Source organism: Isoptericola sp. NPDC056573 (assembly GCF_042793335.1).
Lineage (GTDB): Bacteria > Actinomycetota > Actinomycetes > Actinomycetales > Cellulomonadaceae > Isoptericola.
In genome coordinates this window covers 80621-103763 of the sequence record NZ_JBHTUY010000007.1, presented here as the reverse complement: position 1 = coordinate 103763, position 23143 = coordinate 80621, and the positions used below count along the sequence as shown (strand labels likewise).

Below are 23143 nucleotides of genomic sequence, written 5' to 3'. Positions count from 1 at the left end.
CGGTTTCGGGTCGGGCGGCCGGGTGGCGGCGACTGGCGCACGCGCTCCCCCGCCCGGGAGCCGGGACCAGCGTAGTCGGCGCGGCGGCCGAGGTGTACGGACCATCACGATCCGGACACGACCCGCCCCCCGGTGCGTCGTTTCACCCGACCGGCCGCCCCGCGCCGTACGGTGGCTGGCGTGACCGGCGATCGCACGGGTGACTCGAAGCGGGATCCTCGGCAGGTGCCCGCCCCCTTCGCGGCCGCGCTGGCGTCCCTGCGCGAGCGGCGGCTGCGCGGCGAGGTGCACCTGGCGGAGATCCCCGGCCCCACGCGCGTGGCCCCGTACTCGGTGGCCCTCGAGGGCGAGGTCGCCGAGCCCGGGGGCGAGGAGGTCGCCACCGGTCGGTTCGTCGTCCTGCACGACCCCGAGGGGCAGGAGACCTGGCAGGGCACGTTCCGGGTCGTCACGCTGGTGCGCGCCACCCTCGAGCCCGAGCTCGCCGCCGACCCCCTGCTGGCCGACGTCGCGTGGACCTGGGTGACGGAGTCGCTCGACGCCGCCGGCGTGGACGCCCTGGCGATCGGCGGCACCGTGACGCGTGTCCTCTCCCAGAGCTTCGGCGCGCTGGGTGCCACGCCCGACGCCGTGGACCTCGAGATCCGCGCGTCCTGGACCCCCACCGACACGGACCTCGGCGTGCACCTCGCCGTGTGGGGCGACCTCATGGCGACGGCCGGCGGCCTGCCCCCGCTGCCCGACGGCGTCGCCTCGCTCTCCGCACGCTCGGGCGGCCGCGGGCACCCGCGGCCCGGGTCACGACCGCATACCGTGGGGCCATGAGCTCAGCAGTCCCCCCGACCGCCACCGACGTCGTCCCGCTCACCGAGCCCGCGGACGGCGTCGGTCGCGTGGTCGACACCCCGGTCGCCCTCGACCGCGTGGTCGAGCGGTTCGCGGCCGGCACCGGCCCCGTCGCCGCCGACGCGGAGCGCGCCTCCGGCTACCGCTACGGTCAGGCCACCTACCTGGTGCAGCTGCGGCGCGAGGGCGCCGGCACGGCGCTGCTCGACCCGGTCGCGCTCCCCGACCTGTCGGCGATCGGCGACGCCGTGGGCGACGCCGAGTGGGTGCTGCACGCGGCGTCCCAGGACCTGCCGGGGCTCGCCGAGCACGGGCTGCGCCCGGCACGGGTCTTCGACACGGAGCTCGCCGCGCGCCTGCTGGGGCTGGAGCGTGTCGGCCTCGCCGCCGTGGTCGCAGAGCTGCTCGGCCTGGGCCTGGCCAAGGAGCACTCCGCCGTCGACTGGTCCACCCGGCCGCTGCCCGAGGACTGGCTGCGCTACGCCGCCCTCGACGTCGAGGTGCTGGTGGACCTGCGCGACCGCCTGGCCGAGCGGCTCGACGCGGACGGCAAGGCGGAGTGGGCGGCCCAGGAGTTCGAGGCGGAGCGCACCGCGCCCCCGCCGGCACCCCGCGTCGACCCGTGGCGGCGCACGTCGGGCACGCACACGCTCCGCGACCGTCGTCAGCTGGCCGTGGTCCGCAGCCTCTGGCAGGCGCGCGACGCGAGCGCCCGTGCCCGCGACGTCTCCCCCGGCCGGGTGCTGCCCGACCGCGCCATCGTCGCGGCCGCCCGTGCGCTGCCGCGCACCGTGCCGCAGCTCACCGCCCTGCCGGAGTTCGCGGGGAAGGCCACGAGGCGCCGCGCGCCGGCGTGGCAGCGCGCGATCGACGAGGCCCTCGCCCTGCCCGACGACCGGCTGCCGAGCCAGCGCGGCCCGCGCACCGACGGCCCGCCCCAGCCCCGCACCTGGGCCGACCGAGACCCCGTCGCAGCCCGTCGGCTCACGACGGCCCGCGAGCTCCTCGCCACGATGTCCGGCGACCTGCACGTGCCCGTGGAGAACCTGCTGCAGCCGGACGCCCTGCGCCGGCTGTGCTGGACGCCGCCGGACCCGGCACGCTCGGCCGAGATCGCGGAGTTCCTGCGGGGCCGCGGCGCCCGCCCGTGGCAGATCGAGCTGGTCGCCACGCCCCTCGAGGACTCCTTCTCCGCGCTCGCCTGACCCGCTCCGCGCCCGGGCTGATACCGGGTCTCACGATGGTCTACTCTTGTTCCCGGTACTCGCGGTAGCGTGTACCTCGGCGCGGCCCCACCGGGTCGTCGCCCGAGAGAGCGGCGTCGCTCGTCGGACGCCGAAGTCCCGACCCTCGTCAGCGGATGGAGCTTCCATGACCACACGGAACCCGGCCCGCCGCGCGCTGCGCGACGTCGTCTTCGTCGAGGGCGTGCGCACGCCGTTCGGCAAGGCCCGGCCCGACGGCCTCTTCGCCGAGACCCGCGCGGACGACCTCGTCGTCAAGGCGGTCCGCGAGCTGCTGCGCCGCCACCCCGAGCTGCCGGGCGAGCGCGTGGACGAGGTGGCCATCGCCGCCACCACCCAGCAGGGCGACCAGGGCCTGACCCTCGGCCGCACCGTGGGGATGCTCGCCGGCCTCCCCCAGACCGTCCCCGGCTTCGCGATCGACCGCATGTGCGCGGGCGCGATGACCGCCGTCACGACCACCGCCGCCGGCATCGCGACCGGCAGCGCCGACGTCGTGATCGCGGGCGGCGTGGAGCACATGGGCCGCCACCCGATGGGCTTCGACGCCGACCCGAACCCGCGCTTCCTGTCCGAGAAGCTGGTGGACCCCGAGTCGCTCAACATGGGCGTCACGGCCGAGAACCTGCACGACAAGTTCCCGCACCTCACCAAGGAGCGCGCGGACGCCTACGCCGTGAACAGCCAGGCCAAGTACGCCAAGGCCCTGGCCAACGGTGACGTCGGCCCGGAGCTCGTGCCCGTGGCGGTCCGCTCCGCCGAGCAGGGCTGGGGCCTGGCCACCGCCGACGAGCTGCCCCGCCCGAGCACCACCGTCGAGGGCATCGCGAACCTCAAGACGCCGTTCCGCCCGGGCGGCCGCGTCACCGCGGGCAACGCGTCCCCCCTGACCGACGGCGCCACCGCCGCCCTGCTCGCCTCCGGCGACACCGCCGCCGAGCTGGGCCTGCCGGTCGCGATGCGCCTGGTCTCGTCCGCGTTCGCCGGCGTCGACCCGTCGATCATGGGCTACGGCCCGGTCCCCGCCACGGACAGGGCGCTCGCCCAGGCCGGCCTCACCATCGACGACATCGGCCTGTTCGAGATCAACGAGGCCTTCGCCGTGCAGGTGCTGAGCTTCCTCGACCACTACGGGATCGCCGACGACGACGAGCGCGTCAACCCGTACGGCGGCGCCATCGCCATGGGCCACCCCCTGGCCAGCTCCGGCGTGCGCCTCATGACGCAGCTCGCGCACCAGTTCGCGAAGCACCCCGAGGTCCGGTACGGCGTCACCACCATGTGCGTGGGCCTCGGCCAGGGCGGCACGGTGATCTGGGAGAACCCGCACCACGCCGACTACTCGGGCCACACCACCGCGACCACCGCGACGGACGAGGAGAACTGACCTGATGACCGAGAACACCCCCGACGTCCGCGCCGAGCGCGTCACGCACTCCCTCGTCCGCGACGTCGCGCTCCCCGGCGGCGCGGGCACGCTCGCGCTCGTCACCCTCGACAACGGCCTCGACCACACCAAGCCCAGCACGCTGGGCCCCGAGGGCATGGCCGAGCTCACCGCGGCGCTCACCGCGCTCCAGGGGCGCGCGGGCCGCGGCGAGATCGCCGCCGTCGCCGTCACCGGCAAGCCGTACTTCCTCGCGGCGGGCGCGGACCTGCTCCAGGTCTCCACCGTCACCTCGCACGAGCAGGCGCTCGAACTCGGCCGCGGCGGGCACGCCGCCTACGAGCTGCTGCACACCATGGGTGTGCCGACGTTCGCGTTCGTCAACGGGCTGGCGCTCGGCGGCGGCCTCGAGGTCGCGCTCAACTGCGACTACCGCACCGTGTCGTCCGACGCCCCCGCGCTGGGCCTGCCCGAGACCGGCCTCGGCCTCATCCCGGGCTGGGGCGGCGCCTACCTCGTGCCGCGCCTCGTGGGCATCGAGAAGGCCGTCGACGTGATCCTCACCCGGCCCGCCACGCAGAAGCCGTTCAAGGCGGCCGAGGCGGCCGCGATCGGCCTGGTGGACCAGCTCTTCGAAGCGGCCGACTTCCTCGAGCAGTCGATCCTGTGGGCGTCGCGCGTGCTGCGCGGCGAGGTCGAGGTGCCCCGCCGCGAGCTCGACCCGCAGCCGGTGTGGGACGCCGTCGTCGCGGCCACGCGCCAGCGGCTCGACGCCGTCGTCGCGGGCTCGCGACCGGCGCCCTACCGTGCCCTCGACCTCCTGGCCGCGGCCCGTACCGCGACCCGCGAGGAGGCCTTCGCCGCGGAGGACGAGGCGCTGGCCGACCTCATCATGTCCGACGAGATGCGCGCCAGCGTCTACGCCTTCCAGCTCGTCTCGGGCGGCAAGAAGCCCGTCGGCGCCCCCGACAAGGGCCTGGCCCGCCCGGTCACCCGGGTCGGCATCGTCGGCGCCGGCCTCATGGCCGCGCAGATCGCCCTCCTCGTCGCACAGCGCCTCGGCGTGCCCGTCGTCATGCGCGACCTCGACCAGGAGCGGGTCGACAAGGGCCTCGGCTTCGTCCGGTCCACCGTCGAGAAGCTGGTCGGACGCGGGCGGATGACGCCCGAGGCCGCCGCGCGCATCGCCGCGAGCGTCACCGGAACCACCGAGATCGGCGAGTTCGCCACGTGCGACGTGGTGATCGAGGCGGTCACCGAGGTCATGGGCCTGAAGAAGAAGGTCTTCGCCGAGCTCGAGGGCATCGTCTCCGAGGACACGGTCCTCGCGACGAACACCTCCGCGCTGTCCGTCACCGAGATGGCGGCCGACCTGGCGCACCCGGAGCGGGTGGTGGGCATCCACTTCTTCAACCCGGTGGCCCAGATGCCGCTGGTCGAGGTGGTGAAGGCCGAGAAGACCTCCGACGAGGCCCTCGCGACGGCGTTCGCGATCACGAAGAAGCTGCGCAAGACGGCCGTGCTCGTCGCCGACCGGCCGGGCTTCGTGGTCAACCGCCTGCTCGTGCTCGTCATGGGCAAGGTCGTCGAGGCGATCGAGAACGGCACGTCCGTCGAGGTCGCCGACACGGCGCTCGCGCCGCTGGGCTTCCCGATGCCGACGTTCGAGCTCTTCGACCTCGTCGGCCCCGCCGTCGGACTGCACGTGCTCACCTCGCTGCGCGACGACCTGGGCGACCGCTTCCCGACGTCCCCCGGCCTGGAGAAGCTCGTCGCCGACGGCACGCGCGTCGTGCTGGACCGCCCGGCACCCGGGCTGCCCAAGCCGGTCGACCCGACGATCCAGGCCGTGTTCGGCGAGGCGCTGCCCGCCGGCACCACGGGCCGGCACGGCACCCCGGTGCTCGACGCCGCGGGCGTGCTCGACTCGGTCCTCACGGCCCTGACGGTCGAGATCGGCCACATGCTCGACGAGGGCGTGGTCGCCGGGCCGCAGCAGATCGACCTGTGCATGATCCTCGGCGCCGGGTGGGGCTTCCACACGGGCGGCATCACGCCGTACCTCGACCGCGCCGGGTACTCGGCGAAGGTCCTGGGCCGTCGGATCCTGCCCGACGGCGTCGCGAACGTCCCCGAGGCCGTCGCCTGACACGCCCTCCTCGGAGACCCGAGCCGCACGGCTCATGACGCACCGGTGGCCCGGTCCCTCCCGGGGACCGGGCCACCGGTGCGTGCCTCGGCCCGCAGACCTGCGCCGCGGACTAAAACGAGGCCGGGCCCCGGACCGCGCGCCGGACCGCCTCGATCGTCCTCGCGACGTCGTCCTCGTCCGTGGACCAGTTGCTCACCGAGACCCGCAGGACGTCCCGGCCGCGCCATCGGGAACCGGAGATCCAGGTCTCGCCGTCGGCGAGGAGCCGCTCGCCGGCCGCGCGCGTCAGGGCGTCGTCAGCCAGCGCGAGGCACACCTGGGTGTAGACGACGTCGTTGACCACCCGCACGCCGTCGATGCGCGCCACGCCCTCGGCGATCGCCCGGGCGCGCTCCGCCAGGCCTCCGACGAGCCCGGACAGTCCCGCACGCCCGAGGGAACGCAGCGCGGCCCAGGTGGGCACGCCGCGGGCGCGCCGCGAGAGCTCGGGCGCCTTGTCGTAGGGGTTGCCGGGGCCGGGCGCGTCCACGAGGTACGCCGTGTGCACGCCGAACGCCGCGCGCACGGCGGCAGGGTCGGCCACGACGGCGACACCGCAGTCGTAGGGCACGTTCAGCGTCTTGTGCGCGTCGGTCGCCCAGGAGTCGGCGCCCTCGATCCCCTGCACGAGGTGGGCGAGACTGGGTGTCGCGGCCGCCCAGAGGCCGAACGCGCCGTCGACGTGCACCCACGCGCCGTGGGCGTGCGCGAGCGGGATCGCCTCCGCGAAGGGGTCGAAGGACCCGGAGTGCACGTTGCCGGCCTGCAGAGCCACGATCGTCGGCGCACCCGGCGGCCCCTCGGCGAGCGCGGCGGCCAGGGCGTCCGTACGCAGTCGGCCCTGGTCGTCGGCCGCCACCTCCGTCGGGGCGCCGAGCCCGAGGTAGCGCAGCGCGAGATCGACGGAGTCGTGGCGCTCGGCGCCGACCAGCACGCGGACCGGAGGGCCGCCCGTCAGGCCCCGCTCGTGGACGTCCCACCCCGCACGGCCGAGGACCGCCCCGCGCGCCGCGGCCAGCCCGGTGAGGTTCGCCGTCGTCGCGCCGGTCACGAAGCCCACGTCGGAGCCCGCGGGCAGGCCGAGCGCGTCGAGCACCCACCGTCCCGCCTCCTCCTCGACCGCGACGACGCCCGGCGTGGAGAACCGCATCCCGGCGTTCTGGTCCCAGGCGCTCACGAGCCAGTCGGCGCCCAGCGCCGCGGGCAGGGTGCCGCCCATGACCCAGCCGAAGAACCGGCCCGACCCGATCGCCATCAGGCCGGGCTCGACCCGGGCGGCGAGCTCGTCGACCACGTCGGCCGGCGCGAGCCCTCGACCAGGCAACGGCCCGGCGAGCGTCCGGCCGACGGCGTCCGCGTCGGCGCGTGGCGGGACCGGCCGCTCCCCCACGTCGTCGAGCCACGCCCGCGCGTGGTGCACGGCGCGGTCGAGCGCGCCCTCGAAATCCTTGCCTCTGACCGTCATCCGGGTGCTCCTTCGCGACCGGCCTCGGTGCCGCCGCCAGGATATCGAGGGGAACATCAAGGGGCGGAACGGCCTCGGTAGGAGGGAGGGCAGCGCCCGACGCTCGGGACGTCCTCGCTGCGAAGACCCGCGGGCCGGCGGAAGCGCGCGACGATCACGCACGCGTGTGAGACTTCCCCGCATGAAGCGGACCATGGGTATCGAGGAGGAGTTCCTGCTGGTCGGGGACGACGGACGGCCGGTCGCACGGGCCAGCGAGGCGCTCGACGCCTCGGGCGTCGACCTGACGAGGTCTCCCGAGACCGGCGGAGGCGCGCTCGAGACCGAGTTCATGGAGGAACAGCTCGAGACGGCGACCCACCCGCGTCACGAGCTCACCGACCTCGCCGCCGAGGTCCGCGCGGGCCGGCAGCGCGCCCAGGCGGCGGCCGACCGGGTCGGGGTGCGGGTCGCGGCGCTGGCCACGTCCCCGTGGCCGTTCGAGGGCACGACGGTGGCGCGGCTGCGCTACCTGGAGGCGCGGGCGGCATTCGGCCTCACGGCCCGCGAGCAGCTCACCAGCGGCTGCCACGTGCACGTCGCCGTGGCCGACGACGCCGAGGGCGTGGCCGTCCTCGACCGCATCGGGCCGTGGCTGTCCGTGCTGCTCGCGCTGAGCGCGAACTCGCCGTTCTGGCAGGGCGAGGACTCCGGCTTCGCCAGCTACCGCTCCCAGGTGTGGGCGCGCTGGCCCACGTCCGGGCCGGCCCGCTCCTTCGGGTCCCCGGAGGCCTACCGGCAGGCGGTCGACGACCTCGTCGCCACCGGGACGATCCTCGACCAGAACATGGTGTACTTCGACGCCCGGCTCTCGTCCCGCTACCCCACCGTCGAGATCCGTGTCGCCGACGTCTGCCTCGACGCCGACACGGCCACCCTGCTGGGTGCCCTCGCCCGCGGACTCGTCGAGACCGCGGCACGCGAGGCCTCGGAAGGGCTCGCGGCGCCGGTGCTGCGGCCCGAGCTGCTGCGCACCGCCTCGTGGCGCGCAGGTCGCTCGGGGCTGTCGACGGAGCTGCTGTCGCCGCACACGTGGCAGCCCGCACCCGCGCACGACGTCGTCGGGCAGCTCGTGGCGCACGTGCGCGAGGCGCTCACCGACGACGGCGACCTGGACGCGGTCACCGAGCTCCTCGGACGGCTGTGGGCCGGGGGCGGCGGTGCAGCACGGCAACGCGCCTGGCACGCGGAGTCGGGCGACCTGCGCGCCGTCGTGGATCGCGCCGTCGAGGTCACCCACGCCTGAGCGCGGTCTCGCGTCAGTCGTCCCAGCCCATGCGGAGCACCTCGAACGGGGTCGCGTGCTGCACGCCGAGGCGCGGCCCCGTGACCGACGTCATCCGGGCGAGGAACTCGGCCGGGTCGAAGTGGTCCCACCCGAGGCCGTCGAGGTAGGCGGCGTGGGCCCGCAGCGACGCGACACCCGCGTCGAACGTCGCGGTGACGTCCACCGCGTGCTCCGCGGCGGGCGACCCGGCCACCCACACCTGCCGCACGCCGCCCCACGGCTCGAGGCCCTCGGCCTCGAGCTGGTCGGTGAAGACCCAGCGGTTGCCTGCGTCGCGCACCGCGTCGACGACGGCGCGCCCGGTCGCGATGTGGTCGGCCTGGTTGAGCATCCCGCCGGGGAAGGTCTCACGGTAGTTCCCCGTGATGACGACCTCGGGACGGTGCCGGCGCACCGCACCCGCGATCGCCCGGCGCAGCGGCAGGCCGTACTCGATCACCCCGTCGGCGAACCCGAGGAACTCGACGTCCTCGACGCCCACGGCCCGCGCGGAGGCGACCTGCTCGCCCTCGCGCACGCGGCGCGCCTCGTCCGGGCGCATGCCGTCGATCCCGGCCTCGCCGCTGGTCACCATGGTGTAGGCGACGCGCTTGCCCTGCCCGGTCCAGCGGGCGACCGCCGCCGCGGCGCCGAACTCCATGTCGTCGGGGTGCGCCACCACCGCGAGCGCCGTCGTCCAGCTCTCGTCGAGGGGCCGCAGCGGGGCGTCGTCCGGCGTCGTCGTCATACCGTCACGCTAGCGACGACGGCGCGCGGTCGCGCGCGTCGTCCGTCGCGAGCCGACGTCCGCCGACCTACCCGCCGACTCAGCCGCCGACTCAGCCGCCGACTCAGTAGGTGGTGAGCCCGTGGGCGCGGAAGACCTCGCGCACGGCCTCGGTCGCCTCGGGCGTCGGCGGCTGCGTGTCGTCGAGCTCGTAGGTGCGCCCGAGCTCCGCCCACTTGTCGCGGGCCATCTGGTGGAACGGCAGCACCTCGACGCGCTCGACCGTGCCGGGCCGCACGGCCTCGATGTCCGCGGCGTGCCGCGCGACCGCGGCGACGTTCTCCGGGTCGTCGGTGAGCCCGGGCACGAGGACGAACCGCACCCAGACCCTCACGCCGCGCTCGGCGAGCCGACGCCCGAACCGGAGCGTGGGCGCCAGGGAGCGCCCGGTGACGCGGCGGTAGGTCGCCTCGTCGCCCGCCTTGATGTCGAGGAGCACCAGGTCGGTGTCGTCGAGCATCGCGTCGGTCGCGTTCGCCCCGAGGAAGCCGGAGGTGTCGAGGGTCGTGTGCACCCCGAGCTCCTTCGCACCGTGCAGGACGCGCGCGGCGAACGCCGGCTGCATGAGCACCTCGCCGCCCGAGAGCGTGAGGCCGCCGCCGGTCGCGGTGAAGATGCCGCGGTACCGGGCCACGCGCGCCAGCAGGTCCTCGGCGAGAACGGGCTCGCCGTCCTTCATCGCCAGGGTGTCGGGGTTGTGGCAGTACAGGCACCGCAGCGGGCAGCCGCTGAGGAACACGGTGAGCCGCGTGCCGGGGCCGTCCACGGCGGTCACGAGCTCCCAGGAGTGCACCGAGCCGAGCTCGCCCGAGCGCATCAGCGCCAGGCGGTCGGACCGGTCCACCTCGGTCGTCTCGATCCCCCGCAGGCCGGCGCCGGCCCGGCGCCGGGAGGGGGCGTCCAGCAACGCCGGGCCGGCAGTCATGGTCAGAGCCCCCCGTGGAAGGTCCGCGACAGCACGTCGAGCTGCTGCTCGCGGGTCAGCCGCACGAAGTTCACCGCGTAGCCGGAGACGCGGATCGTGAGCTGCGGGTACTTCTCCGGGTGCTCCATCGCGTCCTCGAGCGTCTCGCGCACGAGGACGTTGACGTTCATGTGGTAGCCGTCGGCGCCCACCGAGGCGTCGAGCAGGCCGGCGAGGTTCGCCACCTGCTCCTCGCGGGTGCGGCCGAGGCCGGACGGCACGACGGTGTTGGTCAGCGAGATCCCGTCCTGCGCCTGGTCGTAGGGCAGCTTCGCGACCGACAGCGCGGACGCGAGCATGCCGTGGGTGTCGCGGCCGTTCATCGGGTTGGCGCCCGGCGAGAAGGGTTCGCCCGCGCGGCGGCCGTCCGGGGTGTTCCCCGTCGCCTTGCCGTAGACCACGTTGGACGTGATCGTCAGCACCGACTGGGTGGGCACGGCGTCGCGGTACATCCGGTGGCTGCGGATCTTGGCCATGAACGACTCGACCAGCTCGACGGCGATGGCGTCGACGCGGTCGTCGTCGTTGCCGTAGGCCGGGTAGTCGCCGTCGATGTCGTAGTCCACGATGATGCCGTTCTCGTCGGCCACCGGGACCACGCGGGCGTACCGGATCGCCGACAGGGAGTCCGCAGCGACCGACAGGCCCGCGATGCCGCAGGCCATGGTGCGCAGCACGTCCCGGTCGTGCAGGGCCATCTCGAGCCGCTCGTACGCGTACTTGTCGTGCGACCAGTGGATGCAGTTCAGGGCCTCGACGTACGTCTCGGCGAGCCAGTCCATGGTGCGGTCGAAACGGGCGCGCACGTCGTCGTAGTCGAGCGGCAGGCCCGGCGCCACGGCGGGGAACGCCGGGGAGACCTGCTTGCCGGTGACCTCGTCCTTGCCGCCGTTGATCGCGTACAGCAGCGCCTTGGCCAGGTTCACCCGCGCGCCGAAGAACTGCATCTGCTTGCCCACGGCCATCGGCGAGACGCAGCACGCGATGGCGGCGTCGTCGCCCCAGGCGGGGCGGATCTGCTCGTCGGACTCGTACTGCACCGCGGAGGTGTCGATCGACACCTTGGCGCAGAACTCCTTGAACCCCTCGGGCAGCCGCGGGCTCCAGAAGACCGTCATGTTCGGCTCGGGCGCCGGGCCCAGGTTGTACAGGGTCTGCAGGAAGCGGAACGAGTTCTTGGTGACGAGCGGGCGACCGTCCTCGCCCATGCCGCCGATGGTCTCGGTGACCCAGGTCGGGTCGCCGGAGAACAGCGCGTCGTACTCGGGGGTGCGCAGGAAGCGCACAATCCGCAGCTTGATGACGAAGTCGTCGACGATCTCCTGCGCCTCGGGCTCGGTGAGCCGCCCGGCGGCCAGGTCACGCTCGATGTAGACGTCGAGGAACGTCGACGTGCGCCCGAGGGACATCGCGGCGCCGTTCTGCTCCTTCACCGCGGCGAGGTAGCCGAAGTAGAGCCACTGCACGGCCTCGCGCGCCGTCGTCGCCGGACCGGAGATGTCGTACCCGTAGGACGCGGCCATCTCCTTGAGCTCGCCGAGCGCGCGGATCTGCTCGGCGTGCTCCTCGCGCTCGCGCACCACGGACTCGCTGAACGGCTGGACGTCGAGGCCGAGCTTGTCGACCTTCTTCGCGGCGATCAGCTGGTCGACGCCGTACAGGGCCACCCGGCGGTAGTCGCCGATGATCCGGCCGCGGCCGTAGGCGTCCGGCAGGCCGGTGATGATGTGCGAGCTGCGGGCGGCGCGGACGTTCGGCGGGTAGATGTCGAAGACGCCCTGGTTGTGCGTCTTGCGGTACTCCGTGAAGACCTTCCGCAGGTTCTCGTCGACGGGGTAGCCGTACGTCTTCAGCGCGCCCTCGACCATGCGCCAGCCGCCGTTCGGCATGATCGCCCGCTTGAGCGGGGCGTCGGTCTGCAGGCCGACGATCAGCTCGGCGTCGCGGTCGATGTAGCCCGGGCCGTGCGCGGTGATGGCCGCCGGGGTGTGCGGGTCGACGTCGTAGACACCCTTCTCGCGCTCGGCGGGGAACATCGCCGACAGCTTGTCCCACACCGCGGTGGTGCGCGCCGTCGGTCCCGCGAGGAACCCGTCGTCACCGGTGTACGGGGTGTAGTTGCGCTGGATGAAGTCGCGCACGTCGATGCCGTCGCACCAGGGTCCCGGGGTGAAACCCGTCCAGGCGGTGGTCGTCGTGGGTGCCGCGTCGGTGGTCATAGGAGCCCCCTCCTTCTGAGGTATGACCACAGCCTATTCGTGAATGCCTTCACAAGCGATGCCGAACGGCTGTGACGTCGCAGACACCCGTCGGCGTCAGCCCAGGACGGCGCCGGGCGGGGACGCGGACAGGGCCGCGGACATGTCGGCGGCCAGCGCGATCGCCTCGCGCGTCGTCGGCGCGACGACGTCGGGCCGGCCCGGGCCGTCCCACGACCGGCCGTGCGACACCCACGCCGTGCGGGTGCCGGCCGCGCGGCCGGCGGCGACGTCGGCGTGCGCGGCGTCGCCCACCATCCAGACCTGCCGCCGGTCGGCGTCCGCGGCACCGAGCCGCTCGAGCGCCACCTCGAGCAGCCGGGGGTCGGGCTTCGCGACGCCCTCCTCCTCCGAGACGACGATCGCGTCCACGTGGGCCTCCAGCCCGCAGCGCGCGATCTTGCCGCGCTGCTGCGCCGACGTCCCGTTGGTCACGACGGCCACCCGGTGCCCGGCGCGACGCAGCACGTCGAGGGTGACGAGGACGCCGTCGTAGACCCGGACGCCGTCGAGGATGCCGGCGCGGAACCGCCGGATCGCGGCGGGGACGTCGTCGTCCCAGCCGAGTCGCGCGATCAGCACCCGCGCGAGCGCCTCCTTGGAGCCGTGCCCGCCCTCGTCGGCCGCGAGGATCGCGGCGAGGTCCGCGGGGCCGAGCGCGGCCCGGTCGACCTCGCCCGAGGCCCACGCCTCGAACGCCTCCGCGCGGCCCACCAGGGTGTTGTCGAGGTCGAGCAGCCAGATCATGACGGGAGGCTAGCTGCCGGGGCGCGGCCGCACCGGGTCGTCTCGCCGCGGCGGCCGGCCGTCAGTCCCGGGCGAGCACGGCGAGGGCGTCGCGCACGGCGTCCTCGGCCCGCATCCGCTGCTGGCCGATGATCTGGTCGCGGCTGGCGTGGTCGAGGAAGGCCACCGGGAGGCCGACGTGCACGAACGGGGTCCGCACGCCCTGCTCCCCCGCCCGCTGTGCGGTCGTCGCGCCGACGCCGCCGTCGACGACGCCGTCCTCGATCGTCAGCACGAGGTCGTGCTCGCCGGCGAGCTTCACGAGCGCCTCGGGCACCGGGAGCACCCAGGTGGGAGCCACCACGTCCACCGCGAGGCCGTGCGCGGCGAGGGACTCCCCCGCCGCGAGCGCCGTGCCCACCATGGAGCCGACGCCGACGACGAGGACCTTGCGCCCGTCCGCGCCCGGGGCCGCCGTGTGACGGGCGACCACGTCGACGCCGTCGAGCGACTCGAGGGCCGGGACGGGGTCGGAGAGGGCGCCCTTGGGGTACCGCACGACCGTCGCGGCGTCGTCCACGTCCACGGCGGCGCGCAGGGCCGCCCGCAGCGTGGGTTCGTCGCGGGGCGCCGCGAGCCGCAGCCCGGGGACGATGCGCAGCATCGCCATGTCCCACATGCCGTTGTGGCTCGCGCCGTCGTCGCCCGTGATGCCGGCCCGGTCCAGCACGAACGTCACGCCCGCCTTGTGCAGCGCCGCGTCCATGAGGACCTGGTCGAAGGCGCGGTTGAGGAAGGTGGCGTAGACGGCGACCACGGGGTGGAGGCCGGCGAACGCCATGCCCGCCGCCGAGGTCACGGCGTGCTGCTCGGCGATCCCGACGTCGAAGGTGCGGTCCGGGAACTCCTGCGCGAACGGCGCCAGCCCCACGGGGTGCAGCATCGCCGCGGTGATCCCGACGACGTCCGGCCGGTCGCGCCCGATCTTCACGATCTCGTCCGCGAAGACCTTGGTCCAGCCGAACCGCGACGGCGCGACGGGCAGGCCGGTCTCGGGGTGGATCTGCCCGACGGCGTGGAACCGGTCGGCGACGTCCTGCTCGGCCGGCGTGTAGCCCCGGCCCTTCTCGGTGATGGCGTGCACGATCACGGGGCCGCCGTACGCCTTGGCCCGGCGCAGCGCGTGCTCCATGGCCACGACGTCGTGCCCGTCGACCGGACCGACGTACTTCAGCCCGAGGTCCTCGAACATCCCCTGCGGCGCGACGACGTCCTTGAGGCCCTTCTTCAGCCCGTGCAGCCAGTCGTAGGCGAAGCGCCCGGGCGCGCCCGTGCGGTGCAGGGTGCGCTTGCCCCACGACAGGAAGGCCTCGTACCCGCGGGTGGTGCGGAGGGTGTCGAGGTGGTTCGCGACGCCGCCGATGGTCGGCGAGTACGAGCGTCCGTTGTCGTTGACGACGATCACGAGGCGGCGGTCCTGCGAGGCCGCGATGTTGTTCAGCGCCTCCCAGGCCATGCCGCCGGTGAGCGCGCCGTCGCCGATGACCGCGGCGACGTGCCGCTCGGGGTGACCCTGCACGGCGTTCGCCTTGGCGACACCGTCCGCCCACGACAGCGCCGTGGACGCGTGCGAGTTCTCGACGACGTCGTGCTCGGACTCGGCGCGCGAGGGGTAGCCGGACATGCCGCCCGCCTTGCGCAGCGCGGAGAAGTCCTGCCGGCCCGTGAGGAGCTTGTGCACGTACGCCTGGTGCCCCGTGTCGAAGACGAGGGTGTCCCGCGGCGACGCGAAGACGCGGTGCAGGGCGATCGTCAGCTCGACGACGCCCAGGTTCGGCCCCAGGTGCCCACCCGTCCGCGACACCTGGTCGACCAGGAAGGCCCGGATCTCCGCCGCGAGCTGCGTCGTCTGCTCCGGCGAGAGCCGGCGGACGTCCTCGGGCGAGCCGATGCTGCTCAGCAGGCTCATGCGTTCCTCCCCGTTCATAGCCACACCACTCTAGGCGGTCCCGCCCGGTGGTCCGGGACGTCCCACGGACCGCGCACCGCCACGTGCGGGCGCGGTAGAGGGGTAGAGGGTAGTTTCGTCCCTGGCCGACGGGAACACGTGACCGCCGGCGAGCGTTCGGCAGAGGGACGACCCAGGAAGCTCGTCCTCTCCCGACACATCTCCCAGGGGACACCTGTGCGCTTTCTCGACGGGCAGCAGCCCACCACCGACCTCACCTACGGCGACGTCTTCATGGTCCCGTCCCGCTCGGACGTGACCAGCCGCTTCGACGTCGACCTCGCGACCGACGACGGCACCGGCACCACGATCCCCGTGGTCGTGGCGAACATGACGGCCGTCGCGGGCCGCCGGATGTCGGAGACCGTCGCCCGCCGCGGCGGCATCGCGATCCTCCCGCAGGACATCCCGGTGGACGTCGTCGCCGACGTGGTGGCCGACGTGAAGTCCAAGGACCCGGTCATCGAGACGCCCGTCGTCGTCGCGCCCTCGGACACCGTCTCCACGGTGCTCACCCTGCTGGGCAAGCGCGCGCACGGCGCCGCCGTCGTGGTCCAGGACGGCAAGCCCGTCGGCGTCGTCACCGAGGGCGACTGCGCGGCCGTGGACCGGTTCGCGCAGGTGCACCAGGTGATGTCGGACGACGTCGTCGCGCTCGACGCCGTCCAGCTGGAGGCCGACGGCCTCGAGGCCACGTTCGAGCGGATGCACGCCGCCAAGATCCACCTCGCGCCCGTGGTGCGCGACGGCGCCCTCGCGGGCGTCCTGACGCGCAAGGGCGCCGTGCGCTCGTCGGTGTACCGGCCCGCCCTCGACGCCGCGGGCCGCCTGCGGGTCGGCGCGGCCGTGGGCATCAACGGCGACGTCGCCGCCAAGACGCGCGAGCTGCTCGACGCCGGCGTCGACGTGCTCGTCGTCGACACCGCGCACGGGCACCAGTCCAAGATGCTCCAGGCCCTGGAGGCCGTGCGCTCCGTCGACCCGCAGGTGCCGGTCGTCGCGGGCAACGTCGTCACGGCCGAGGGCGTGCGCGACCTCGTCGCCGCGGGCGCCGACATCCTCAAGGTGGGCGTGGGCCCGGGCGCCATGTGCACCACGCGCATGCAGACCGCCGTCGGCCGCCCCCAGTTCTCCGCCGTGCTGGAGTGCGCCGCCGCCGCGCGCGAGCTCGGCAAGCACGTGTGGGCCGACGGCGGGGTGCGGCACCCGCGCGACGTCGCCCTGGCCCTGGCGGCCGGCGCGTCGCAGGTCATGGTCGGCTCCTGGTTCGCCGGCACGTACGAGTCGCCCGGCGACCTGCACGACGACGGCACCGGCCGCCTGTACAAGGACTCGTTCGGCATGGCGTCGGCCCGCGCGGTCGCCGCCCGCACCGCCGGAGCGGGCTCGGCGTTCGGCCGGGCGCGCAAGGCGCTGTACGAGGAGGGCATCTCGACCGGGAAGATGTACCTCGACCCGCTGCGCCCGGGCGTCGAGGACCTGCTGGACGAGATCACCTCCGGCCTGCGCTCCAGCTGCACCTACGCCGGCGCGCGCACGCTCGGGGAGTTCCACGAGCGCGCGCTGGTGGGCGTCCAGTCCGCCGCCGGCTACGCCGAGGGCATGCCGGTCGCCACGAGCTGGTGAGCCGACCGTGAGCACGGGCACGACCGCCGCGACGGACCCCGGCGCGGGCGGGCACGCCGCCCGCGCGCAGCTCGCGGCGCTGGCGACGGACCGCCGGTTCCTCTCCGACTGGGGTCTCGCGCGGGGCGACCTCGACGCCGCCTCCGCCCGCCCCGCAGCCGTCCTCGTGCTCTTCGGGGTGCTGGACGACCTGGCCGCCGACCACGACGCGCAGGCCCTCGCCGTCGCCCACGACCTCGACGTCCTGCTCCTGGAGCGGGCGGCGACCCTGCGCTCGCACGCCGGGCAGGTCGCGTTCCCCGGCGGCCGGGCCGAGGACGGCGAGACGCCGGTCGACGCGGCCCTGCGCGAGGCCGTCGAGGAGACGGGGCTCGACGCGGGCGGCGTCGAGGTGCTCGGCACCCTGGCGCAGCTGCCGATGCCGGTGAGCAACCACCTCGTCACGCCGGTGCTCGGCTGGTGGTCGCGGCCCACCCCCGTGCGCGTGGTGGACGTCGGGGAGTCCGCGCACGTGTTCCGCGCCCCGGTGGCCGACCTCCTGGACCCCGACCACCGCGTGACGACCGTGCTGCGGCGCGCCGGCCGCACCTGGCGCGGGCCGGGGTTCGAGGTGCTCGACGGCGCGGGCGTGCCGCACCTGGTGTGGGGCTTCACCGCGGGCATCCTCGACGCCGCGTTCGACCGCCTGGGGTGGACCGAGCCGTGGGACCGCGGCCGCGAGCGCGAGCTCTGACCTGCGGTGTCGGCGGGGGCCGCTAGCGTCCGCGCCATGGAACCCGGCTCCCCCTTCCTCGCCCTGCGCACGGGCCGCCCCGAGGGCACGCCCTACGACCTCGTCGTCCACGACCTCGGGGCGGTGCGCGTCCCGTCCGGCAGGCTCGAGGCCTCCGACCCGTACGTGACCCTGGGCGAGGGCCTGGAGGTCCCCGTGCCTGCCGGCACCTACCCCGTGCGCGTCACGGTCGCCGACGTCTCGCAGGAGCAGGACGGCAGCCACCTGCGCGAGGCCTATCTCTCGGTCGTCCTGGCCGACGCACCCGCCGCCGAGGTCAGGCCCTTCGTGCCCGAGGGGCGCAGCACGACGGACGAGGCGGGCGAGCCCCTGTGGTTCGGGGTGGGCGTCGACGCCGGCGCGGTGGGCTTCGCCGACGCGCGGGCCGTCCGGGTCGCGACGGCGGCGGTCGACGACTGGTACGAGGAGGTCGTCGACCACGGCGGCGCGGACTCCTGGTTCGCGCTGCAGGACTCCGCCGACCACCTCGTCGTCGGGGCCGCGAACGCGCCGCTCCCCCACACCGCCGACGGCGAGAACGTCGTGCTCTCCCACTCGGGGTGGGGAGACGGCTTCTACCCGGTGGTCACGACCCACGACGCGGGCGGCGCGCTCACCGGGGTGCACATCGACCTCCAGGTCGTCGAGGCCGCGCCGTGGTGGGAGGCGGAGGGCGACGACGCCGCCCCGGGCGACTGACCTCGGGCGCGCGTCCGCGATGATGGTCCGATGCCTGCCGCCGAGATCGACGTCGACGTCCCCCTGACCCGCGCGCTGCTCGCCGAGCAGCACCCGGACCTGGCCGGTCGCCCGCTGGAGATCGTCGCGCACGGGTGGGACAACGTCATGGTCCGCCTCGGCGACGACCTGGCGGTGCGCCTGCCACGGCGCACCCTCGCCGCGCCCCTCGTCGAGCACGAGCAGCGGGCGCTGCCCACGCTGGCCGACCGGCTGCGCGCCGCGGTGCCCGACGTCGTCGTGCCCGTGCCGGTGCGGGTCGGGCGACCGAGCGCGGCGCTCGGCTACCCGTGGTCCTGGAACGTGGTGCCGTGGGCGGACGGGGTGAGCGCGGAAGCGACGCCGGTGGCCGACCGCACCGCCTGGGCCGGGACGTTCGGCCGCCTCCTCGCGGCGGTCCACGCGCCCGCCCCGGACGACGCGCCGGCCAACCCGGTGCGCGGCGTCCCGCTGGCGGCACGTGCCGAGGCGCAGGACCCGCGGGCCCTCGACGATCGCCTCGCGGCCGTCCCCGCCGGCGGCCGCACCGCCGCCCGTCGTCTCTGGGACCACGCGCTCGGCGCCCCCGAGCACGCCGGGCCCGCGGTGTGGCTCCACGGCGACCCCCACCCCGCGAACCTCGTCGTCGGGCCGGGCGAGGACGGGCGAGGGGACCGGCTCGCCGCCGTCGTCGACTGGGGCGACGTGACGTCCGGCGATCCCGCCTCGGACCTCGGCTGCCTGTGGCTGTGCTTCGACGCCGAGGGCCGCGCCGCGTTCCGCCCCGTGGTGCAGGCGCACGCGAACGAGGGGCGGGGGTGGGACGACGCGACGTGGGCCCGGGCCGCGGGCTGGTCGCTGCTGTACGCGACGAACATGCTCGCCCATCCGGAGCTGCACCCCCGGCTGCTCCCGATCGGCCGGCACGGGCTCGCGGCGCTGCTCGACGAGGCGGCCTGAGGGCCCGGACGCGGCACGATCGGGTCGGACCCGGGCGGACGTGGGGCAGACTCGGGAGCATGGCCGCAGACACCCAGAGGACCACCTGGACCGACGCCGACCCGCGCGCGTTCGTCGCCGCCGTGGCTCGCCCCGCGCGGCGGCGGGACGCCGAGACCCTGCTCGCCCTGATGGAGCGGGCCACCGGGCAGCCGCCGCGGATGTTCGGCACGTCGATCGTGGGCTTCGGCGAGTACCGGTACGCGTACGCGAGCGGCCGCACGGGTCACGCGGCCGCCGCCGGGTTCTCCCCGCGGGCGGCGGCGAGCGTCGTCTACCTCTCCGACGGCGTGGAGACGCACGCCGACGCGCTCGCCCGCCTCGGCACCCACACGACGGGGGTGGGATGCCTCTACCTCAAGGACCTCGCGCAGGTGGACCTCGGCGTCCTGGCGGAGATCGTCGCCGCGTCGTACGCCGCGCTCACGGCGGGGACGTACGGGCTGCGGGCGCGCGAGGGCGGCGACCCGACGTCGGCACCCCGCTGACCCTCCACGGGTAGCCGTCAGCCGGCGTCGAGGGCCGCCGGGTCGGCGCCACGGGCCTCGAGCGAGCCCCGCACGGCGGCGAGCGCACGGTCGTAGACGGCGTCGTCGCCGAGCAGCAGCGAACCGTCGTTGGCGGCGTTCAGCATCGCGGTGATCTCGAAGGCGAGCTGGTCGACGTCGGTGTCGGCGGCGAGCTCCCCGGCGCCCACCGCGAGCTCGGCGTGCCGGCGCAGATAGGACGTCCAGTCGCGGTGGGCCGTGACGACCGCGTCGCGCACCGCCCCCTCCTGCGTGTCGAACTCGACCTCCACCGTGCGGAAGAAGCACCCGCCGGCGAAGACCCGGCGGCGGGAGTAGTCCGACCACTGCCGCACGAGCGCCCACAACCGGGCGAGACCCGGCGCGGCCTCGCGCGCGGGCTCGACGACAGCCTCGACGAACATGGTCCGGGCGTGCTCCACGGCGGCGAGCTGCAGCCCCTCCTTGCCCCCGAACAGGCCCGCGATCCCGCTCTTGTTGACCGGCAGCCGGGCGGCCAGCGAGCCGAGCGTGAGCGCCTCGAGGCCGCGGACGGACGCGTCCTGGACGGCGAGGTCGAGGACGGCGCGGCGCGACCGGTCGCCCCGCACCCGACGGCCGTCTGCGGAGGCGTCACCGGAGTCGCGGGTCGGGGTGCCTGTCGAGGTGGTCGGCGTCTCGGTGGTCACGAGATGAGTGTACGACCGTTCGTTCGATGTTAATGTGCGAACGTTCGTACAGATATCTCCTGCCCCTCACCTGGAGGTCGCCGTGCCCTACGTCCCCGCCCCCGTCAGCGCCGGCCTGCGCACCCTGGCCGCCGTCGCTCCCCCGCTGGCGGTCCGGGTCGCCGCCCGGGCGTTCTGGTACGTCGGGCCGCCCGCCGACGTCCGGCCGGCCGACCGCGCCGTGCACGAACGCGCCGAGCGCCGAGCCGTCGACGTCGGCGGCGAGCAGGTCGTCACGTACCGGTGGGGCGACCGCCGGGCGCCCGCCGTGCTGCTCGTCCACGGCTGGAAGAGCCGGGCCTCGCGGCTCGCGGGCCTCGTCACGCCCCTCCAGGCGGCCGGCCTGGGCGTCGTGTCGTTCGACGGCGTCGCCCACGGCGAGTCCACCGGCCGGCGCATGTCCGCCCTCGAGCACATGGCGGCGATCCGCGCCGTGCACGACGCCGAGGGGCCGTTCGCCGCCGTGGTCGGACACTCCCTCGGCGGCCTCGCCGCCGGTCTCGCCCTGGCCAACGGCCTGCCCGTCGACCGCTTCGTCTCGGTCGCGGCGATGACCGGCTTCGACGCCATCGCGGAGTCCTTCCTGCGCCTGGTGGGGATGCCCGCCGGGCTGCACGAGCGCCTCTGCGACCACGTCGAGCGCACCTTTCCCGGCGACGTGCGCGACGTCCGTTCCCGGATCGACCTCGTCGCGCACCCCGTCCCGGAGCACGTCGCGACGCTGTTCGTCCAGGACGACGACGACCGCATGTCGCTGCCCGCGGGCGCGCCGCTCCTGCACGCTGCGGTGCCGGGCAGCAGCCTCCTCACCACCCGCGGCCTCGGCCACACCCGGGTGCTCGACGACCCCGCCGTCGTGGCGGCCGTCGTCGCGCACGTCACGGCACCGCTGCCCCTGACCGTGAGACGGTGAACGGACGGGCCGCGCGGGCCGCGACGGACCCGGGAGCTGACCGCACCGGCGCAGCAATGGTGGTGGATCTGGTCACGACGCCGCCGGCGGCGATGCACCTCCCGGCGGGGTGGCGGCTGGGCGCGCAACACCCGACGCCGGAGCGACGGGTTCCCCCGGTCCACGGGGCGGGTCCATGCCGTCCCGAGGGTCGACCGCGGCGGGCAGGAGCTGGGTCGCCAGCGAATCGGCGGTGGCCGCCAGCGTCTCGACATCCATCCCGGCGCGGCCCATGAACGTCAGGCCCTGCTGCGCGGCCAGCAGCGCCCGGGCGACGCCGACGGGGTCGACCGAGGCGCTCAGGTCACCTTCCACCTGAGCCCGTCGCACCCCCTCGGTCAGCGCCGCCGTGATCCCCTCGTAGGCTCGCCGCGCCTCAGCGGCGACGACAGGATCGGCGGAAGCCAGCTCGGTGGTGCTGTTGGCGAGCAGACACCCGCGCCGGGCAGCCCTGCCGGTGGGATCGCCCACCGGCATCAGCACGAACGAGCGCAGCGCGTCCACCGCGCGCGGAGCGGAGTCGACCGCCCCACGCACCGCATGGTCGAGCGCTGCCACGTACCGGCGCAGCACCCGGAGGAAGAGCTGGTGCTTGTCCCCGAAGGCGGCGTAGAGGCTGCCCTTGCCCAGGCCGCTGACACGCATGAGGTCCTGGAGCGACGTCGCCGCGTAGCCCGCGTCCCAGAACTGGTCACGGACTGAGCACAGCACCGCGTCCTCGTCGAACTGCCGTGGCCTCGCCATCGGCCCACGGTATCAATTCTTGACCGCTCGGTCCACCATGGATATCGTGGACCGTGCGGTCCATAACTGGTTCGCACGCCATGCCACCGCCGACCGCCCGCCCCCTCCGGCGGTCCACACACCACATCGCAGAGGACGACTTCTCATGGGTCAGCTCACCGACAGGACAGCCCTGGTCACCGGCGCGAGCACAGGCATCGGGTTCGCCACGGCGGAACGCTTCGTCGCCGAGGGCGCGCGCGTCTACCTCACCGGACGCCGAAAGCAGGTGCTCGACGCCGCGGCGCACGCGCTGGGCGACAAGGCGATCGCGATCCAGAGCGACGTCTCCGACCTGGACGACCTCGACAGGCTGTTCGAACGGATCGCCGCGGACGGGGATCGCCTCGACATCCTCTTCGCGAACGCCGGCGGCGGCGAAGCGGGACAGCCCCTCGCCTCGCTCACGCCCGAGGCCTTCGACCACACTTTCGGCATCAACCTGCGTGGCACCGTCTTCACGGTCCAGAAGGCGCTCCCGCTGCTGAACGACGGCGGGAGCATCGTGCTCACCGGGTCCAGCTCGGCGCACCGCGGCACCGCCGGCTTCGGGGTCTACTCCGCCACCAAGGCGGCCATCAGGCAGCTCGGCCGGGTCTGGGCCGCCGAGCTCGCGCACCGCGGCCTGCGCGTCAACACGATGGTGCCCGGCCCCACCGACACGCCGGGGCTGCGCGGCCTCGCCGAGAACCCGGAGCAGGCGGGTGCGTTCCTCGACGAGCTGGCGAGCAGCACACCCCTGGGACGCGCCGCCGACCCGGCCGAGATCGCCAACGCCGTCCTCTTCCTGGCCTCGGATCAGTCCAGCTTCATCACGGGCAGCGAGCTGTTCGTGGACGGCGGTGAGGTCCAGGTCTACCCCTGACCAGCGCGGCGGA

At 74.6% G+C, this 23143-nt stretch carries 20 protein-coding genes; 12 read left to right on the top strand and 8 right to left on the bottom strand.

Annotation, left to right across the window (positions count from 1 at the left end; translation table 11 throughout):
- The first annotated feature begins 225 nt into the window (after nucleotides 1-225).
- From ACFQ8E_RS13760 to ACFQ8E_RS13745, 4 genes are all read left to right on the top strand, one after another.
- Nucleotides 226-825 (top strand): DUF3000 domain-containing protein, encoded by a 600-nt coding sequence (locus ACFQ8E_RS13760; RefSeq protein WP_430551122.1) that lies wholly within the window; start codon nucleotides 226-228, stop codon nucleotides 823-825.
- Nucleotides 822-2051, top strand: a complete 1230-nt coding sequence (locus ACFQ8E_RS13755) for an HRDC domain-containing protein (protein ID WP_430551121.1) — start codon at nucleotides 822-824, stop codon at nucleotides 2049-2051. The genes ACFQ8E_RS13760 and ACFQ8E_RS13755 overlap by 4 nt, the downstream gene beginning before the upstream one ends.
- Nucleotides 2052-2217: 166 nt before the next feature.
- Nucleotides 2218-3477, top strand: coding sequence for a thiolase family protein (locus tag ACFQ8E_RS13750; RefSeq protein WP_430551120.1), 1260 nt, complete (start codon nucleotides 2218-2220; stop codon nucleotides 3475-3477).
- Nucleotides 3478-3481: 4 nt separating this feature from the next.
- Nucleotides 3482-5626: a 3-hydroxyacyl-CoA dehydrogenase NAD-binding domain-containing protein gene (locus ACFQ8E_RS13745; protein WP_430551119.1), complete on the top strand. Its 2145-nt coding sequence runs from the start codon at nucleotides 3482-3484 to the stop codon at nucleotides 5624-5626.
- 112 nt (nucleotides 5627-5738) lie between these two features.
- Here ACFQ8E_RS13745 and ACFQ8E_RS13740 read toward each other — a convergent pair whose 3' ends face one another.
- The gene (locus ACFQ8E_RS13740) at nucleotides 5739-7133 is read right to left on the bottom strand and encodes a pyridoxal phosphate-dependent decarboxylase family protein (protein ID WP_430551118.1); all 1395 of its coding nucleotides are present in this window, start codon (nucleotides 7131-7133) and stop codon (nucleotides 5739-5741) included.
- A gap of 181 nt (nucleotides 7134-7314) precedes the next feature.
- Between ACFQ8E_RS13740 and ACFQ8E_RS13735 the strand changes: the two genes are divergently transcribed.
- Complete coding sequence (locus ACFQ8E_RS13735) at nucleotides 7315-8418, top strand: glutamate--cysteine ligase (RefSeq protein WP_430551117.1); 1104 nt, start codon at nucleotides 7315-7317, stop codon at nucleotides 8416-8418.
- Between the two features lie 13 nt (nucleotides 8419-8431).
- Here ACFQ8E_RS13735 and ACFQ8E_RS13730 read toward each other — a convergent pair whose 3' ends face one another.
- From ACFQ8E_RS13730 to dxs, 5 genes are all read right to left on the bottom strand, one after another.
- The gene (locus ACFQ8E_RS13730) at nucleotides 8432-9187 is read right to left on the bottom strand and encodes a PIG-L deacetylase family protein (RefSeq protein ID WP_430551116.1); all 756 of its coding nucleotides are present in this window, start codon (nucleotides 9185-9187) and stop codon (nucleotides 8432-8434) included.
- Nucleotides 9188-9290: 103 nt separating this feature from the next.
- Complete coding sequence (gene pflA / locus ACFQ8E_RS13725) at nucleotides 9291-10151, bottom strand: pyruvate formate-lyase-activating protein (protein ID WP_430551115.1); 861 nt, start codon at nucleotides 10149-10151, stop codon at nucleotides 9291-9293.
- A 2-nt stretch (nucleotides 10152-10153) separates the two neighbouring features.
- Nucleotides 10154-12409: a formate C-acetyltransferase gene (pflB, locus tag ACFQ8E_RS13720; RefSeq protein ID WP_430551114.1), complete on the bottom strand. Its 2256-nt coding sequence runs from the start codon at nucleotides 12407-12409 to the stop codon at nucleotides 10154-10156.
- Nucleotides 12410-12505: 96 nt separating this feature from the next.
- Nucleotides 12506-13195 (bottom strand): HAD family hydrolase, encoded by a 690-nt coding sequence (locus tag ACFQ8E_RS13715; RefSeq protein WP_430551113.1) that lies wholly within the window; start codon nucleotides 13193-13195, stop codon nucleotides 12506-12508.
- A gap of 61 nt (nucleotides 13196-13256) precedes the next feature.
- Nucleotides 13257-15143 carry a 1-deoxy-D-xylulose-5-phosphate synthase gene (gene dxs, locus ACFQ8E_RS13710; RefSeq protein ID WP_430551112.1) on the bottom strand — a complete coding sequence of 629 codons (1887 nt, stop codon included), beginning with the start codon at nucleotides 15141-15143 and terminating at the stop codon, nucleotides 13257-13259.
- A gap of 216 nt (nucleotides 15144-15359) precedes the next feature.
- On the opposite strand from dxs, the gene ACFQ8E_RS13705 reads away from it, so the two are divergent.
- The 5 genes from ACFQ8E_RS13705 to ACFQ8E_RS13685 are packed head-to-tail and all read left to right on the top strand — an operon-like array spanning nucleotide 15360 to nucleotide 19784.
- Nucleotides 15360-16808, top strand: a complete 1449-nt coding sequence (locus ACFQ8E_RS13705; protein ID WP_430551111.1) for a GuaB1 family IMP dehydrogenase-related protein — start codon at nucleotides 15360-15362, stop codon at nucleotides 16806-16808.
- 7 nt (nucleotides 16809-16815) lie between these two features.
- Nucleotides 16816-17541: an NUDIX hydrolase gene (locus tag ACFQ8E_RS13700; protein ID WP_430551110.1), complete on the top strand. Its 726-nt coding sequence runs from the start codon at nucleotides 16816-16818 to the stop codon at nucleotides 17539-17541.
- Between the two features lie 36 nt (nucleotides 17542-17577).
- A complete protein-coding gene (locus tag ACFQ8E_RS13695; protein WP_430551109.1) occupies nucleotides 17578-18279 on the top strand; it encodes a DUF4241 domain-containing protein in 702 nt (233 codons plus the stop codon).
- A 30-nt stretch (nucleotides 18280-18309) separates the two neighbouring features.
- Nucleotides 18310-19257: an aminoglycoside phosphotransferase family protein gene (locus tag ACFQ8E_RS13690; RefSeq protein WP_430551108.1), complete on the top strand. Its 948-nt coding sequence runs from the start codon at nucleotides 18310-18312 to the stop codon at nucleotides 19255-19257.
- Nucleotides 19258-19316: 59 nt separating this feature from the next.
- Nucleotides 19317-19784, top strand: a complete 468-nt coding sequence (locus ACFQ8E_RS13685) for a DUF1801 domain-containing protein (protein WP_430551107.1) — start codon at nucleotides 19317-19319, stop codon at nucleotides 19782-19784.
- A 17-nt stretch (nucleotides 19785-19801) separates the two neighbouring features.
- Here the strand turns inward: ACFQ8E_RS13685 and ACFQ8E_RS13680 are convergent, their stop codons facing one another.
- Nucleotides 19802-20491: a TetR/AcrR family transcriptional regulator gene (locus tag ACFQ8E_RS13680; protein ID WP_430551106.1), complete on the bottom strand. Its 690-nt coding sequence runs from the start codon at nucleotides 20489-20491 to the stop codon at nucleotides 19802-19804.
- Nucleotides 20492-20573: 82 nt separating this feature from the next.
- On the opposite strand from ACFQ8E_RS13680, the gene ACFQ8E_RS13675 reads away from it, so the two are divergent.
- Entirely contained in the window at nucleotides 20574-21443 is an 870-nt protein-coding gene (locus ACFQ8E_RS13675; RefSeq protein WP_430551105.1) for an alpha/beta fold hydrolase, read from the top strand.
- 72 nt (nucleotides 21444-21515) lie between these two features.
- Here the strand turns inward: ACFQ8E_RS13675 and ACFQ8E_RS13670 are convergent, their stop codons facing one another.
- Complete coding sequence (locus ACFQ8E_RS13670) at nucleotides 21516-22226, bottom strand: TetR/AcrR family transcriptional regulator (RefSeq protein ID WP_430551104.1); 711 nt, start codon at nucleotides 22224-22226, stop codon at nucleotides 21516-21518.
- A 145-nt stretch (nucleotides 22227-22371) separates the two neighbouring features.
- On the opposite strand from ACFQ8E_RS13670, the gene ACFQ8E_RS13665 reads away from it, so the two are divergent.
- Complete coding sequence (locus tag ACFQ8E_RS13665) at nucleotides 22372-23130, top strand: SDR family NAD(P)-dependent oxidoreductase (RefSeq protein ID WP_430551103.1); 759 nt, start codon at nucleotides 22372-22374, stop codon at nucleotides 23128-23130.
- The last annotated feature ends 13 nt before the right edge of the window (nucleotides 23131-23143 follow it).

Excerpts from the sequence above, each read along its gene's own strand:
- ACFQ8E_RS13715 (WP_430551113.1), bottom strand. The coding sequence starts at position 13,195 with ATGATCTGGCTGCTCGACCTCGACAACACCCTGGTGGGCCGCGCGGAG.
- ACFQ8E_RS13740 (WP_430551118.1), bottom strand. The coding sequence starts at position 7,133 with ATGACGGTCAGAGGCAAGGATTTCGAGGGCGCGCTCGACCGCGCCGTG.
- ACFQ8E_RS13730 (WP_430551116.1), bottom strand. The coding sequence starts at position 9,187 with ATGACGACGACGCCGGACGACGCCCCGCTGCGGCCCCTCGACGAGAGC.
- ACFQ8E_RS13695 (WP_430551109.1), top strand. The coding sequence starts at position 17,578 with ATGGAACCCGGCTCCCCCTTCCTCGCCCTGCGCACGGGCCGCCCCGAG.
- ACFQ8E_RS13745 (WP_430551119.1), top strand. The coding sequence starts at position 3,482 with ATGACCGAGAACACCCCCGACGTCCGCGCCGAGCGCGTCACGCACTCC.
- ACFQ8E_RS13685 (WP_430551107.1), top strand. The coding sequence starts at position 19,317 with ATGGCCGCAGACACCCAGAGGACCACCTGGACCGACGCCGACCCGCGC.
- ACFQ8E_RS13670 (WP_430551104.1), bottom strand. The coding sequence starts at position 22,226 with ATGGCGAGGCCACGGCAGTTCGACGAGGACGCGGTGCTGTGCTCAGTC.
- ACFQ8E_RS13665 (WP_430551103.1), top strand. The coding sequence starts at position 22,372 with ATGGGTCAGCTCACCGACAGGACAGCCCTGGTCACCGGCGCGAGCACA.
- ACFQ8E_RS13750 (WP_430551120.1), top strand. The coding sequence starts at position 2,218 with ATGACCACACGGAACCCGGCCCGCCGCGCGCTGCGCGACGTCGTCTTC.
- ACFQ8E_RS13690 (WP_430551108.1), top strand. The coding sequence starts at position 18,310 with ATGCCTGCCGCCGAGATCGACGTCGACGTCCCCCTGACCCGCGCGCTG.
- pflB (WP_430551114.1), bottom strand. The coding sequence starts at position 12,409 with ATGACCACCGACGCGGCACCCACGACGACCACCGCCTGGACGGGTTTC.
- pflA (WP_430551115.1), bottom strand. The coding sequence starts at position 10,151 with ATGACTGCCGGCCCGGCGTTGCTGGACGCCCCCTCCCGGCGCCGGGCC.
- ACFQ8E_RS13735 (WP_430551117.1), top strand. The coding sequence starts at position 7,315 with ATGAAGCGGACCATGGGTATCGAGGAGGAGTTCCTGCTGGTCGGGGAC.
- dxs (WP_430551112.1), bottom strand. The coding sequence starts at position 15,143 with ATGAGCCTGCTGAGCAGCATCGGCTCGCCCGAGGACGTCCGCCGGCTC.
- ACFQ8E_RS13755 (WP_430551121.1), top strand. The coding sequence starts at position 822 with ATGAGCTCAGCAGTCCCCCCGACCGCCACCGACGTCGTCCCGCTCACC.